Source organism: Sinomonas terrae, from assembly GCF_022539255.1.
GTDB lineage: Bacteria > Actinomycetota > Actinomycetes > Actinomycetales > Micrococcaceae > Sinomonas > Sinomonas terrae.
The window spans coordinates 3397085-3411850 of sequence record NZ_JAKZBV010000001.1 but is presented as its reverse complement, the minus strand read 5'-3'; the positions used below and the strand labels follow the sequence as shown (position 1 = coordinate 3411850).

The following is a 14766-nucleotide window of genomic DNA, read 5'->3' as shown; positions in this document are numbered from 1 at the left end:
ACGCGCAGGATGACGGTCGCCCAGGCACTCGTGGAGTTCCTCGGGCGGCAGTACACCGTGGACCGTGTCGGCACCGAGGAGTACCGCGGCCGGCTGATCCCGGGGATGTTCGGCATCTTCGGGCATGGCAACGTCGCGGGCGTGGGCCAGGCCCTGAAGCAGTGGCAGGTCCAGGACCCGGCGCTCATGCCCTACTACCAGGGAAGGAACGAGCAGGCCCAGGTGCACCAGGCCGTCGGCTACGCCCGGCACACGCGCCGCCGTCAGACGTTCGCCGTCTCGACCTCGATCGGCCCGGGCTCGTCGAACCTGCTCACCGGCGCGGCCCTCGCGACGGCGAACCGGCTCCCGGCCCTGCTGCTGCCCTCGGACACGTTCGCGACCCGTGCCGCGGACCCGGTGCTGCAGCAGCTCGAGCAGCCCCACGGCTACGACATCACGGTCAACGACGCCTTTAGGCCCCTTTCCAAGTATTTCGACCGGGTCAACCGACCCGAGCAGCTCTTCTCGGCGCTCCTGCACGGACTGCGCGTCCTGACCGACCCGGCCGAGACCGGCGCGGTCACGATCGCCCTGCCGCAGGACGTCCAGGCCGAGGTCTTCGACGTCCCGGAGGAGTTCCTCGCCGAGCGCGAGTGGCGCATCCGTCGCCCCGAGCCCGAGGCCGAGGACATCGCCCGCGCCGCCGAGCTCATCCGCTCCGCGAAGCGCCCGCTCATCGTGGCCGGCGGCGGCGTCCTGTACGCGTTCGCGCAGGAGCAGCTGCGCGAGTTCGCCGAGGCCACCGGCATCCCGGTCGGCTGGACGCAGGCCGGCGTCGGCGTCCTGGCGTGGGACCACGCCCAGGCCCTCGGCGCGATCGGCTCGACCGGCACGACGGCGGCCAACGCCCTGGCCCGCGATGCGGACCTGGTCATCGGGATCGGGACGCGCTACGAGGACTTCACGACCGCCTCGCGCACCGCCTTCCAGAACCCGGACGTCAGGTTCGTGAATATCAACGTCGCCCCGATCGACGCCTACAAGCACGGCACCTCGGTGCCGGTCGTCGCCGATGCGCGCAAGGCGCTCGTGGCGCTGACGACGGCGCTGGGCGGCTACCGCGTGGGGGCCGACCTCGAGCAGGCTGTCTCCTCCGAGAAGGCACGCTGGGACGCCACCGTCGACGCCGCCTTCGACGAGCGGTACTCGCCGCTGCCGTCCCAGAACGCGATCATCGGCGCGGCGAACCGCGCGATGGACGCCCGCGACGTCGTCATCTGCGCCGCCGGCTCCCTCCCGGGCGACCTGCACAAGATGTGGCGCGTCCGGGACCCGTTCGGGTACCACGTCGAGTACGCGTTCTCCTGCATGGGCTACGAGATCCCCGGTGGGCTCGGGGTCAAGCGGGCGGCGCTCGACGCCGCGTCGCGCCCGAGCGAAGAAGACAGGGAGGATGCGCGCGACGTCGTCGTCATGGTCGGGGACGGGTCGTACCTGATGATGCACACCGAGCTCGTCACCGCGGTCGCGGAGGGCATCAAGCTCATCGTCGTGCTCATCCAGAACCACGGCTACGCCTCGATCGGTGCCCTCTCGGAGCAGCTGGGCTCCCAGCGCTTCGGCACGAAGTACCGCACCCTGGACCGGACGCACCACACGTTCGACGACGGCGAGAAGCTCCCGATCGACCTCGCCGCGAACGCCGAGAGCCTCGGCGTCACGGTCCACCGGATCGAGCCGGGCCCGAACGCGATCGAGGACCTCGAGGCCGCGATCGCCAAGGCCAAGGCCGCCCCCGAGGGCTCGGGCCCGATCGTGATCCACATCGAATCCGACCCGCTCATCGACGCCCCGTCCTCGGAGTCGTGGTGGGACGTGCCCGTCTCGGGCGCCTCCGAACTCGAATCCACCAGGCAGGCGTTCGCGACCTACATTGAGCACAAGGCCCAGCAGCGCCCGTTGCTCGGCTGAGCACCCCGAGCACCGCACACCACGGCACTGGGCACCACAGAGTTACCTGCAAAGGAGCAATCGATGACTGTCAAGACCATCCCGCACTTCCTCAACGGCGAAGAGACCAACGGCGTCGGCGAGCGGACGCAGCCGGTGTTCAACCCCGCCACCGGGGCCCAGACCGGCGAGCTGCGCCTCGCGGACGCGGCCGACCTCGAGACCGCGGTCGCCAACGCGAAGAAGGCCTCCGAGTCCTGGGGGGACATCTCCCTGGCCAAGCGCACCGCGGTCCTGTTCAAGTTCCGCGAGCTCGTCGCCGCACACATTGACGACCTTGCCCAGCTCGTGACCAGCGAGCACGGCAAGGTCCTCTCCGACGCCAAGGGCGAGATCGGCCGCGGCCTGGAGGTCATCGAGTTCGCCTGCGGGATCCCGCAGCTGCTCAAGGGCGCCTACTCCGACCAGGCCTCCACCGGCATCGACGTGTTCTCCTACCGCCAGCCGCTCGGCGTCGTCGCCGGCATCACCCCCTTCAACTTCCCCGTCATGGTGCCCCTGTGGATGGCCCCGGTGGCGATCGCGACCGGGAACGCGTTCATCCTCAAGCCGAGCGAGCGCGACCCATCGGCCTCGCTCCTGCTCGCGCGCCTGTGGACCGAGGCGGGGCTCCCGGACGGGGTCTTCCAGGTCCTGCACGGCGGGAAGGAGACCGTCGACGGGCTCCTGACCCACCCCGACGTGGACGCGATCTCCTTCGTCGGCTCGACCCCGATCGCGAAGTACGTCCACGAGACCGCCACCGCTCACGGCAAGCGCGTCCAGGCCCTGGGCGGGGCGAAGAACCACGCGATCATCCTCCCGGACGCGGACCTGGACAACGCCGCGGACCACCTCTCGGCCGCCGCGTTCGGCTCCGCAGGGGAACGCTGCATGGCGATCTCGGTCGCGATCGCCGTCGGCCGGATCGGCGACGAGCTCGTGGGCAAGGTCGCCGAGCGCGCCGAGGCCGTCAAGGTCGCCGAGGGCACCGACCCGGACGCGGAGATGGGCCCGATCATCACCGCGGCCTCGAAGGAGCGGATGAAGGGCATCGTGACCAAGGCGGCCGAGACCGGGGCGGACCTGGTCGTGGACGGGCGCGAGTTCACCGTCCCCGGCAAGGAGGACGGCTTCTGGTTCGGCCCCACGGTCATCGACAACGTTGGAACGGACATGGACGCCTACACCGAGGAGATCTTCGGCCCGGTCCTGGGCGTCGTGCGGGTGGAGACGGTCGAGGAGGCGATCGAGCTGATCAACTCCAACCCGTATGGCAACGGCACCGCGATCTTCACCTCCTCCGGCTCCAACGCCCGCAAGTTCCACCGCGGCGTGCACGTGGGCATGATCGGGGTCAACGTCCCGATCCCCGTCCCGGTCGCGTACCACTCCTTCGGCGGCTGGAAGAGCTCGCTGTTCGGCGACAAGCACATCTACGGCGAAGAGGGCGTCTCCTTCTACACCCGCGGCAAGGTCGTCACCCAGCGCTGGCCCGAGCCCACCCACGCCTCCGGCGCCTCCTACAACTTCCCCTCCAACTGACATTCCCGTCGCGCCGTCACGTCTGCGGGGTGTGGACCCTGCAGACGTGACGGCGCAACGGGAGAAGGAGCAACATGAGCGACATCGAGAACAAGCTCATCATCGGCACCGCGCCCGATTCCTGGGGCGTCTGGTTTGCCGACGATCCGAAGCAGACTCCGTGGGAGCGCTTCCTCGACGAGGTGGCCGAGGCCGGCTACAAATGGATCGAGCTGGGCCCGTACGGGTATCTCCCGACCGATCCGTCGCATCTCGCGGACGAACTCAAGGCGCGTGACCTGCAGGTTTCGGCGGGGACCGTGTTCACGGCGTTCCATAGGGGCGTTGACCAGTGGGAGGAAGCGTGGGAGCCGGCCCGGCGCGTCGCGGAGCTGACTGCGGCGATGGGCGGCGAGCACATCGTCGTCATCCCCGCGATGTGGCGCGACGACGTCACGGGCGAGGCCGTCGAGAACGAGGTGCTCACGGCCGAGCAGTGGGACTCGCTGTTCAAGGGCCACGACGAGCTGGGACGCCGCCTCGGCGAGCAGTTCGGCCTCAAGCAGCAGTTCCACTCGCACGCGGATTCGCATGTGCAGGGGCAGGCCGACATCGAGCGGCTGCTCGAGAACACCGACCCCGAGCTGCTCACGCTGTGCCTCGATACGGGCCATGCCGAGTACGGCGGAGCCAGCAGCGTCGACCTCATCCGCAAGTACCCCGAGCGCATCGGCTACCTCCACCTCAAGCAGATCAACCCGGACGTCCTCGCGAAGGTCCGCGCCGAGAACCTGACTTGGGCAGCGGCGAACACCGCCGGCGTCATGGCCGAGCCGCCGTCGGGCCTGCCCGACCTGCGTGAGGTCATCGAGGCCGTCGAGGGCCTCGACCGCCCGATCTTCGGCATCGTCGAGCAGGACATGTACCCGGTCGCGTTCGACGTCCCGCTCCCGATCGCCCAGCGCACCCGCAACTACCTCCTCTCGTGCGGCTCCCGCACGCGCGTATCTTGACCCACCTGACTCCTCCCGAAAGGCTCTTCCATGGCTGAGAACCTGCGCGTCGCCGTCATCGGCGCCGGCCGTATGGGCGCGGACCACATCCAACGCCTGCACACGCGCATCCACGGCGCCGAGGTGGCCGCCGTCGTCGACATCGATCTCGATCGCGCGAAGGCCGCGGTCGCCCACATCCCGGGCGCTCGGGCTTACGCCACAGCAGGCGAGGCATACTCTGCAGGCGACGCTAACGCCGTCCTCATCGCCACGCCAGGCTTCCTCCACGAAGTTGCGCTCCTCGAGGCACTCGAGCGGGACATCCCGATCCTGTGCGAGAAGCCGCTCACCCCGGACGCGGCGTCGGCCTGGAAGATCGTCGAGGCGGAGCAGAAGCTGGGCCGGAAGCGGATCCAGGTCGGCTTCATGCGGCGCTTCGATCAGGGCTACATGCAGCTCGGGGGTCTGGTCCGCTCAGGCGAGCTCGGCGAACTGCTCATGCTGCACTGCCGCCACCGCAACCCGGACACCCCTCCCGGCTTCACCAACGAGATGCTCATCAACGACTCTGTCGTCCACGAGTTCGACGTGATCCGCTACCTGACCGGCGAGGAGATCACGTCCGTTCAGGTGCGCCTCGGCAAGGCGACCTCGAAGGCGCCGAGCGGGCAGCACGATCCGCAGCACGTCCTGATCGAGACGGCATCCGGCGTGCTCGTCGACGTCGAGATCTTCGTCAATGCCCAGTTCGGCTACCAGGTTGCGACCGAGGCAGCGTTCGAGGACGGCATCGTGAACATCGGCGGGGACGGCGGCCCGTACGTGCACCGCGCCGGGCGCTGGGGCGGTGAGGTGACGCCTGGGTTCGAGGCGCGCTTCGGTGCGGCGTACGACGTCGAGGTCCAGTCGTGGGTCGATGCGGCCCTCCGCGGCGAGATCGGTGGGCCGTCGGCATGGGACGGCTACGCGACCGCCGCGTGCTGCGAGGCCGGCGTCGAGGCGCAGAAGAGCGGCGAGAAGGTCACCGTCGCCCTCAACGAGAAGCCTGCCCTGTACGGGTCTTTTGAGCCGGCGCAGGGGGAGGCCCAGTGAAGATCGCCCTCGATCCCACCCCGTTTCACAGCACCCACTCGCTCCTGGAATTCCCCGCGCTCGCGGCGGACCTCGGGTACGAGTACCTCCAGCTGACCCCGCACCGGGACCTGATCCCGTTCTTCACCCACCCGAAGGCCGACGACGAGTTCGTGCGCCAGCTCCGCAAGGCGTGCGCTGACGCGGGCGTGGGCGTCGCGTCGGTGCTGCCCGTGCTGCGCTGGTCGGGCCCGGACGAGCAGCTGCGCGAGGCTGCCGTGCGGTACTGGAAGCGCGCCATCCAGATCACGGTGGATCTCGGTGCTACCCAGATGAACACGGAGTTCTCGGGGCGCCCCGAGAAGCCCGAGGAATCCGAGGCGTGCTTCTACAAGTCGATGGAGGAGCTCCTCCCGATCTTTGAGCGCGAGGGCGTCCACGTGGCGATCGATCCGCACCCGGACGACTTCGTCGAAGAGGGCCTCGCGGCGCTGCGCGTGATCCGCGGGCTCAACTCGCCGAACGTCGGGATGGTGTACGTCGCGTCGCACACGTTCCACATGAAGGATCAGCCGCTCGAGATCATGCGGGCGGCCGGTGAGAAAATCCGCGTGGTGCACGTCTCCGACACCATGAACCACCACGCCTCGCACGGGTTGCGCTACATCACGAACCCACCGGGCAACGCCGTGCGCGTGCATCAGCACCTCAAGATCGGCGACGGCGACGTCAACTGGGACGAGTTCTTCGGCGGCCTCGGGGAGATCGGCTTCCTGGACAGCGAGGACACCGTGATGGTCTCCAGCGTCTTCGCCGAGAACGAGAACGCCGACGAGGTCTCCCGCTACCAACTCCGCACCATCCAGGGCTTCGTCTCGGTTACAGATATCCGCCCCTGACTTCGTCTCGGGTACAGATATCCGCCCCTCAGACCATTTCAGGTACGCCAACTCCAAGCCGCCGGACCCGCAAGGATCCGGCGGCTCGGAGTTTGAGGAAGGCGAACTCTTCCACGGCCCTGCAGTTTCGTTTCCAGTCCAGCACTTTCCTTTCGGGTACAGATATCGATGTCCATTTCCATCTCGGGTACGCGAACTCCTCTTGACTTAAGCACGACGGCGGGTGCCCGACTTTCGAAGGTCGGGCACCCGCCGTCGTGCTCGCGGACCCTTTACGCAGGCGTGAGTTTCTGTACCCGAAACGGCGGGAGAGCCGCGTTTCTGTACCCGAAACGCCGGGAGAGCCGCATTTCTGTACCCGAAACGCCCGGAGAGCCGCGTTTCTGTACCCGAGACAGTGACAGGGGTCGGCGGCCACCCGCTGGCTTTGGAATTTGTTTCGGGTACAGATATCGATGTCCATTTCCATCTCGGGTACGCGAACTCCTCTTGACTTAAGCACGACGGCGGGTGCCCGACTTTCGAAGGTCGGGCACCCGCCGTCGTGCTCGCGGACCCTTTTCGCAGGCGTGAGTTTCTGTACCCGAAACGGCGGGAGAGGGGAGTTTCTGTACCCGAAACGCCGGGAGAGCCGCGTTTCTGTACCCGAGATGGTTTGGGAGGGGAGTTGGTGTACCCGAAACGATTAGGCGGTGAAGGGGAGGCGGGGGTCGACTTCTTGGGCTTCCCACGTGCTGCGGATCCAGCCGTGATGCGGATCATCGCTGATGAGCCAATCCCGCACCCGGCCGGGGCCTGCCATCACGTTGAGGTAGTACAGGTCGTAGCCCGGCGCCGCCATCGCGGGACCGTGCCAGCCGTAGGGGACGAGGACGACGTCGCCCGTGCGCACCTCGGCGTTGACGTCGATGGGGCGTTCGTCGGACGCGTACGCGCGCGCGTAGCCGACCGGGTCCTGGCCCGCCGCCTGCTGGCTTCCAGTGGGCGAGCCTGGCGCGAGGCGCGTCTCGAAGTAGTAGATCTCCTCGAGCGAGGTCTCGCCCTCCTTCTCCTCGTCGTGCTTGTGGGGCGGGTAGGAGGACCAGTTGCCCGCGGGTGTGATGACCTCGCAGACAATGAAGCGGTCGGCCTCGAGGGCGGCTGGGGTGCCGAAATTGTGGACCTGACGCGAGCAGTTGCCAGCGCCGCGCAGCTCGACCGGCGTCTCCTCGGCAGGAATGAACCGGGTCGGATATTCGGCCTTGGCCGGTGCAAGGGCGACGGCGACCCGACCGCCCTGCAGGGTCATGATTCCGACGGCCTTGCCGATCCCGGTGTAGAGGACGTCGCTCGGCCCCTCGAAGACCGAGTCGCGGCCCGCCAGATCGAAGATCTCGCCGTCGACGGTCGCCTGGAAGGCCCCCGTGAGCGGGACGATGATGCGCTCCTCGCCAGCGGCCTCGAGGGTGATGTTCGCTCCCGGGGCCAATTCGGCAACCTTGATTCCGGTATGCTGCCAGCCGTTGACGAGCGTCGCGGAGTCGTGCGCGCCAAGCGAAACCTGCCACTCGCCGTCGGACGCTGAGCCGAGGGGGTAGACCCACTCTGCCATAGGGTGTGTTCCTCTCTCTGGGATGCCGGCGACAATTGGCGCCGGCGGTGCCTAACGCTGGACCAGCGTCATCTCGAAGCTGTAGGAGTCGGCGCGGTAGACGTGGCGGCCGGTTTCGACGTTCCGCCCGGTGTCGTCGACGGCGGTGCGTTCCATCGTGACGAGCGCTGAGCCCGGCGAGGTCTGCAGCAGCTCCGCCTGGTACTCATCGGCAACGGTCGCCCCGATCCGCTGGTTCGCGAGCCGGAAGTTCACGCCGGCTTCGCGCAGGATCTGGTACATGCCGCGCTGGCGCAGGCCCTCCTCGGTGAGCTCGGCGACGTCGTCCCGCACCCAGTTCTCCATGAGGGCGAGCGGCTTGTCGCCGACGGAGCGGAGACGGGTGAAGTGATAGACGCCGGTCCCCTGGGGGAGCTGGAGCGTGTTCGCGATCTCGTCCTCCGCGGGGCCGTGGCGGAAGGCGAGAACTCGCGTGGTCGGCTTCTGGCCGCCGCGGGTCAGATCGTCGAAGAGGCTCGAGAGCTCGAGGTGGCGGCGCACCTGGCTCGACACGACCTGCGTCCCGACGCCACGCTTGCGGACCAGAAGCCCCGCCCGCACGAGTTCGTCCATCGCCTTGCGCATCGTGGGACGCGAGAGGTTGAGCTGAGAGGCGAGTTCGATTTCGTTCTCGAGCTTGGACCCCGGCTCGAGGGCGCCCGTTCGGATCATCGCCTCGATGCCCTGGACCACCTGATGATAGAGCGGCACCGGAGACGAGCGGTCGATGGAGATGTTGAGGCTGGTCGCCATGGCCCCTCCTTGGGCTGGGCCGCAGGGCCCGAAGCGGCGTCGATTGTTTCATTGATAGGACAAATCTCGTAACTCCACAGTAGCACTCCTTCGGCTCTCTGGAAGGAAGACTTCGGGCTCGCGCCGCGGCAACGAAGCTTGACAGGACAAAGTTCGCGCCAGCTAGAGTGTGAGGAAGAGAACTTGGAACGTTCCCACACCTTGGGAGGAAGACAGAAAGGGATCGGCATGACCATCAGAGTTGGTGTGATCGGCGCAGGGATCATGGGCGCGGACCACGTGCGCAACCTCGCGGGCACGGTGAGCGGGGCCTCGGTCTCGCTCGTCGCGGATCTCGACGCCGAGCGGGCCGCACTCGCCGCGGAGGCCGGGGGCGCGCGCAGCACGACCGACCCGAAGGCCCTCATCACGGATCCCGACGTGGACGCCGTCGTCATCGCCTCGCACGATTCGACGCACGCCGAACTCCTGCTCGAGTGCCTCGACGCCCGCAAGCCGGTCCTGTGCGAGAAGCCGCTCGCGCCAACCGTGGAGGAAGGGCGCGCCGTCGTCGAGGCAGACGAGCGAGTTGCCGCCGAGCTCGGCAAGAGCCTCGTCTCCCTCGGCTTCATGCGCCGCTTCGACCCAGCGCACACCGAACTCAAGCGGCGGATCGCCGCTGGTGAACTCGGCGAGATCCTCGCCGTCCACTGCGTGAGCCGCAACGTCCGCTCGGCGCCGGATGCCACCAACGTCTCCGCGATCACGAATTCGGCGATCCACGAGCTCGACTCCATGCCGTGGCTTCTCGGGACAGACGTCGCCGAGGTGGCCTGGATCTCAGGCAGCAAGACGAGCGCCCTGGCTCCCGCGGGGCTCCAAGACCCGGCGTTCATGCTGCTCCGCATGGCCGACGGCGCCCTCGTGACGCTTGAACTCTTCCTCAACGCCGACTACGGCTACTCGACCCGCTGCGAAGTCGTGGGGGAGCGGGGCGCCGCGAGCTTCACTGAGGGCCCGCTCCTCGAGTTCAACGTCCAGCGGCTGCGCGCGACCGACTACCCAGCGGACTGGCGGCCGCGCTTCGCCGACGCCTACCGAATCGAGCTCCAGGCCTGGATCGATGGGCTGCGGGCGGGGAAGCCATCGCCGCTCGCCACCGCGCGGGACGGACTTCGCGCATCCGAGATCGGCGCCGCACTCGCCTCCTCGATCGTGGCTCGCGGAGCGTTCGTGCCGGTGGTGCACGCATGAGCACGTTCGAGTTTCCCGCGCCGCGCGTCCCCGACCCCTCCGACGCACCGAGCCTGAGGTGGGGGATCGCGGGGCCCGGATGGATCGCCGAGCGGTTCGCGGAGTCGCTGGCGCTGCACGGATCGCAGCGGGTGACGGCGGTCGGCTCGCGGTCCCGGGCCCGCGCCGAGGCATTCGCCGAGACGCGCGGGCTCCGCGCCCACGGCTCCTACGGGGAGCTCGCAGCGGACCCCGAGGTCGACGTCGTCTACGTCGCCACCCCGCACACGGCGCACCTCGACGTCGCCCTCGAGGCGATCGAGGCCGGGAAGCACGTGCTTGTGGAGAAGCCGCTTGCCATCAACGCTCGCGAGGCCGAGCAGATCGCCAAGGCCGCGAAGGCGCGGGGCGTGTTCGCGGGCGAGGCGCTCTGGACCGTGTTCCTCCCCTCGTACGACGTCGCACGGCAGCTCATTCGGGGCGGTCGCCTCGGGGAGCTGACCGCTGTCGTGGGAGACTACGGCGAGTACCTTCCGCCGAGCCACCGCGCCCACGATCCCGAGCTCGCCGGCGGTCCGCTCCTCGACCTCGGGATCTACCTGCTCGGGCTCGCGACCGACATCCTTGGCGAGCCGGAGCGAGTCCTCGGCCTCGGCGCGCCGCTCGCCAACGGCGTCAACGACCAGCTCTCTGCGCTGCTCGGGTTCCCGAGCGGCGCACAGGCGACGCTCACGACCACGATGGGCGGCTTCACCCCGGCCCTCCTGACGGTCGTCGGGACGGAGGCCGCGCTCACCTTCGACGGGCCGTTCAATTCGCCGGGCGGCCTCACCGTCCGGACGTCCGACGGCGAGACACACCGTTGGGAGGGCAGTCCGGGTTCGCATGTAGACGGACTCCACTTCCAGGCCGCCGCCGTGGCCCGCGCGATTGCCGAGGGGCGCATCGAGACGGACGAGCGCCCGCTCGAGCTCAGCCTCCTCGCACTGCGGGTCGCGGACGAGCTGCGAAGAGCGATTGGGATTGAGTTTCCGGGTGAGCGCCGCGCTCCCGCCCGGTTGTGATTTCTCAATCAGTCTAATCCTCGGCGCGCCGCGGGTCTTCGCCGTGTCGACGCGACAGAAACGGGTCGGAGCGCGGGCAACGCTTGAGCGGGGCGTGGATTAGGCGCCGGATGACGATCGGATGACGAGCGTCGGTTCGAGGAGGGCGGGCCGGGGCGGGGCATCGGGTTGCTCGAGGCGGGTGAGGAGCGTGCGGGCGGCCTCGGCGCCGATGTCGCGGCTGTGGGGGTCCACGCTGGTGAGCGCCAGATAGCGGTACGCGGCCAGGGGTGAGTTGTCGTAGCCGACGACGGCGACGTCCGACGGCGCGGAAAGCCCCCGCTCGCGCAGGGCGGCGAGGGCGCCGACGGCCATGACGTCGTTCGCCGCGAGGATCGCCGTCAGGAGAGGGCGTTCCTCGAGGAGCCGCACTGTGGCGGCGTAGCCGTCGGCCTCGGCCGTGCCGCCATCCTGGCCTGCGACGAACGGCTCGAGCCCCGCATCGCGTGCTGTGCGCTCGTACCCGCGCCGGCGGTGCGCCGCGGGGCCGCCGCGACCCGTGATGTGCCCGATCCGGCGGTGGCCGAGCTCCACGAGATGTCGGGTGGCGAGCGTGCCGCCGTGTTCGTCGTCGCCCGCAACAACATCCGCCTCGGGAAGTGTCGCTGGCCCGAGCTCACGTACGCCGGCGACGACGACTGGCACGGGGACCTCTCCCAGCAGCGCGGCGTCCGGCTCTGCGGCGAGCACGAGTGCGTCTGCGTGCTGGGCGAGGAAGCCGTCCACGGGGTTGCGGCCCGACGCGGCCTCGAGCTGGAAGTCGGCGACGCTCACGGTGTACCCGGCCGGATCCAGGACCGAGCGTAGTCCCGCGAGGAGCTCGACGAACCAAGGGTTGCGGAAGTCGTCGATGAGGACGCCGATCGAGCGCGTCTGCTGGCTCGCGAGGGCGCTCGCGGCGCGGCTCGGCCGGTAGCCGAGGTCCTCGATCGCGGCCAGTACCGCTTGCCTGCGCGCGGCGCTCACGTGGGGCGCCCCCCGCAGGACGAGCGAGACCAGAGACTTGGACACGCCGGCGCGGCGCGCGACGTCGTAGATCGTCGGCCGGGCGGGGGTTTCTCTCGTCACCACGCGACCATCATGGCACCTCACCCGCCCCGCGACGTGTCAGCGGCGACCGTATTGACAGGACAAAGACTGCTTCCTATTCTCGATCTATGGAGCGCTCCAAACAGCCTCCTCTTCCCAGACTTCCCCAGCAGACTTCCCTCAAAGGAGAGACCATGTCCGAGTCCCTCGGTGTCGCCGTCATCGGCGCAGGCATGGCAGGCAAGGCCCACGCCGCCGCGTACCGCGCAGCGAGCACGTTCTACCGCCCCACGCTGCCCGAGGCCCGCCTCGTCTCGATCGGGGACGTCAACCCCGAGTTCGGCCAGGCCGCGGCGAAGCGTTTCGGGTACGAGCGCCACGACGCCTCGTGGCAGGCCATCGCGGAGGCGGACGACATCGACGTCGTGAGTGTCGTGATCGCGAACTCGCTGCACCGTGAGGTCGTCGAGGGCTTGCTCGCGGCGGGCAAGCACGTGCTGTGCGAGAAGCCGCTCTCTGACAGCCTCGCCGACGCACGCGCGATGGCCGAGGCCGCCCGCGCGGCCGAGGCCCGGGGCAATCTGGCCCGCATCGGGTTCACGTACCGGCGCGCCCCTGGCATCGCCGCCATCCGCGAACTGATCCAGAACGGCACCCTCGGCCGGCCGCTGCACTTCAGCGGCCGATACTGGACCGACTACGGCTGCAGCCCGAGCGCCCCGATGAGCTGGCGCTACAAGGGTGGCCCCGGCTCGGGCGCGCTGGCCGACGTCGGAAGCCACATGACCTACATCGGCGAGTTCCTCTGTGGGGAGATCCAGACCGTCTCCGGGGGCCAGCTCTCCACCGCGATCGGCAAGCGTCCGCTCCCGCTCGGGGCAGTCATGGGCCACGATCACGCGGCTGTGAGCGACGCCTTCGAGGCGGTGGAGAACGACGACGTTGCCGCCTTCTCGGCGGAGTTCGCCGACTGCATCGGGTCAATCGAGGTTTCCCGGGTCGCGGCGGGCCACGCGAACTCGCTCATGTTCGAGGTCTTCTGCGAGAACGGTGCCGCGACGTTCGACCAGCGCCGCCCGGCCGAGATCGGCCTGTTCCTTTCCGAGGTCGCCTCGGCGCAGAACGGGTACCGGCAGGTCATCCTGGGCCCCGAGCACCCGTACATCGCAGGTGGGCTCCCCATGGATGCCCCGAGCGTGGGGTTCGGCCAGAACGAGGCCTTTGCCTATCAGGCGCGGGCGTTCCTCGAGGAGGTCGCCGGGATCCCCGAGTCCGAGTCGCTCCCGCGGTGCGCGACGTTCGAGGAGGGCGTGCGCAACATGGAAGTCCTCGCGGCCGTGACCGAGTCCGCGCTGAACAACGGAAAGAAGGTCTCGCTGTGAAGCTCGGCGTCTACAACGCGATCCTGCACGACCGCTCCCTGCCCGAGGCCCTCGAGGTCATCGCCGGCTTGGGCCTGTCCGGGATCGAGATCAACACCGGCGGGTTCCTCCCCGCGGCCCACGTGCCCACGTTCGAGGACGTTCTCGTCTCCGACACCGCCCGGGACGACTACCTCGGCCTCTTCGAGGGCACCGGGGTTGCGATCGCGGGCCTGAACTGCAACGGCAACCCGCTGCACCCCAAGCCCGAGATCGGGCACAAGCATGCCGAGGACATCCGCCGCTCCATCCGCCTCGCCGAGCGCCTCGGCCAGAACCGCGTTGTGACGATGTCCGGCCTTCCCGGCGGCGAGCCCGGGGCGACCGTGACCAACTGGATCGTGAACGCGTGGAACTCCGCCGCGCTGGACGTGCTCGACTACCAGTGGGGGATCGCGGCCGAGTTCTGGCGTGAGATCGACCGCCTCGCCGCGGACCACGGCGTCAAAGTCGCGCTCGAGCTGCACCCGCAGAACCTCGTGTTCAACACCGCCGATGTCCACCGGCTCGTCGAGCTCACCGGCGCCACCAACGTCGGCGTCGAACTCGACGCCTCCCACCTGTTCTGGCAGCAGATGGACCCCGTCGCCGTCGTCCGCGAGCTCGGCTCCCTCGTGTTCCACGCCGCCGCGAAGGACGTGCGTGTCAACCCCGAGAACGCCCGCCTCTACGGCGTCCTCGACAACCGCTTCCGCCGCCTCTCCCCGGACGAACCGCGCACCAACCTCGGCGGCGACGAGTGGGCCAACGAGTGGCCGAAGGAATCGGCCTGGGACTTCGTCGCCCTCGGCCGCGGGCACGACACCGCCTACTGGGCGGAATTCCTCAAGGCCCTCCACGAGGTCGATCCGGACATGATGGTCAACATCGAGCACGAAGACGTCTCCCTCGGCCGCATCGAGGGGCTGGAAGTCGCCGCCAAAGTCCTCCTCGAGGCGGCGCGGTCGGTCGGGGTGCTCGCCGAGGCCTAGCGGCTGGGGAGGTGGAGTTCTCGAACGCTCCAGCGCGGCTTCGGTTCGTCCGACCCGTCCGTGTCGGCCCTCGGCTTGGGAGCGGCCGAGCGGCGGAAGTGTGGCCGACCGGCGGAACTGCATCGGCGAAGGGGGTCGACCGCAAAAGCTAAACCGCCGCTCGCGGACGCCGTCTGGCGCCGTGCCG

General features: G+C 69.0%; 12 protein-coding genes. 9 read left to right on the top strand and 3 right to left on the bottom strand.

The features are described from left to right. Nucleotides 1–9 precede the first annotated feature (9 nt). The 5 genes from iolD to L0M17_RS15675 all read left to right on the top strand — a co-directional run bounded on the left by iolD (nt 10) and on the right by L0M17_RS15675 (nt 6460). The gene (iolD, locus tag L0M17_RS15695; protein WP_241056476.1) at nt 10–1953 is read left to right on the top strand and encodes a 3D-(3,5/4)-trihydroxycyclohexane-1,2-dione acylhydrolase (decyclizing); all 1944 of its coding nucleotides are present in this window, start codon (nt 10–12) and stop codon (nt 1951–1953) included. A 63-nt stretch (nt 1954–2016) separates the two neighbouring features. Further along, nucleotides 2017–3516 (top strand): CoA-acylating methylmalonate-semialdehyde dehydrogenase, encoded by a 1500-nt coding sequence (locus L0M17_RS15690; RefSeq protein WP_241055172.1) that lies wholly within the window; start codon nt 2017–2019, stop codon nt 3514–3516. 74 nt (nt 3517–3590) lie between these two features. Continuing rightward, entirely contained in the window at nt 3591–4508 is a 918-nt protein-coding gene (locus tag L0M17_RS15685) for a sugar phosphate isomerase/epimerase family protein (RefSeq protein ID WP_241055170.1), read from the top strand. Between the two features lie 30 nt (nt 4509–4538). Next, entirely contained in the window at nt 4539–5582 is a 1044-nt protein-coding gene (locus L0M17_RS15680) for a Gfo/Idh/MocA family protein (protein ID WP_241055169.1), read from the top strand. Next, entirely contained in the window at nt 5579–6460 is an 882-nt protein-coding gene (locus tag L0M17_RS15675) for a sugar phosphate isomerase/epimerase family protein (RefSeq protein WP_241055167.1), read from the top strand. The genes L0M17_RS15680 and L0M17_RS15675 overlap by 4 nt, the downstream gene beginning before the upstream one ends. Nucleotides 6461–7145: 685 nt before the next feature. Here the strand turns inward: L0M17_RS15675 and iolB are convergent. Together iolB and L0M17_RS15665 are read right to left on the bottom strand one after the other, a co-directional pair. Continuing rightward, the gene (iolB, locus tag L0M17_RS15670; RefSeq protein ID WP_241055165.1) at nt 7146–8051 is read right to left on the bottom strand and encodes a 5-deoxy-glucuronate isomerase; all 906 of its coding nucleotides are present in this window, start codon (nt 8049–8051) and stop codon (nt 7146–7148) included. A gap of 51 nt (nt 8052–8102) precedes the next feature. Next, nucleotides 8103–8843 carry a GntR family transcriptional regulator gene (locus L0M17_RS15665; RefSeq protein ID WP_241055163.1) on the bottom strand — a complete coding sequence of 247 codons (741 nt, stop codon included), beginning with the start codon at nt 8841–8843 and terminating at the stop codon, nt 8103–8105. A gap of 228 nt (nt 8844–9071) precedes the next feature. Between L0M17_RS15665 and L0M17_RS15660 the strand changes: the two genes are divergently transcribed. Next, on the top strand, nt 9072–10076 hold the full coding sequence (locus tag L0M17_RS15660; protein WP_241055161.1) for a Gfo/Idh/MocA family oxidoreductase: 1005 nt from the start codon (nt 9072–9074) through the stop codon (nt 10074–10076). Next, nucleotides 10073–11119 carry a Gfo/Idh/MocA family protein gene (locus tag L0M17_RS15655; protein WP_241055160.1) on the top strand — a complete coding sequence of 349 codons (1047 nt, stop codon included), beginning with the start codon at nt 10073–10075 and terminating at the stop codon, nt 11117–11119. The genes L0M17_RS15660 and L0M17_RS15655 overlap by 4 nt, the downstream gene beginning before the upstream one ends. Before the next feature lie 99 nt (nt 11120–11218). Here the strand turns inward: L0M17_RS15655 and L0M17_RS15650 are convergent, their stop codons facing one another. After that, entirely contained in the window at nt 11219–12226 is a 1008-nt protein-coding gene (locus L0M17_RS15650) for a LacI family DNA-binding transcriptional regulator (protein ID WP_241055158.1), read from the bottom strand. A 155-nt stretch (nt 12227–12381) separates the two neighbouring features. Between L0M17_RS15650 and L0M17_RS15645 the strand changes: the two genes are divergently transcribed. Together L0M17_RS15645 and L0M17_RS15640 are read left to right on the top strand one after the other, a co-directional pair. Continuing rightward, nucleotides 12382–13569 carry a Gfo/Idh/MocA family protein gene (locus L0M17_RS15645; RefSeq protein WP_241055156.1) on the top strand — a complete coding sequence of 396 codons (1188 nt, stop codon included), beginning with the start codon at nt 12382–12384 and terminating at the stop codon, nt 13567–13569. Continuing rightward, nucleotides 13566–14579: a sugar phosphate isomerase/epimerase family protein gene (locus tag L0M17_RS15640; protein ID WP_241055154.1), complete on the top strand. Its 1014-nt coding sequence runs from the start codon at nt 13566–13568 to the stop codon at nt 14577–14579. Before L0M17_RS15645 ends, L0M17_RS15640 begins: the two co-directional genes overlap by 4 nt. Nucleotides 14580–14766: the final 187 nt, after the last annotated feature.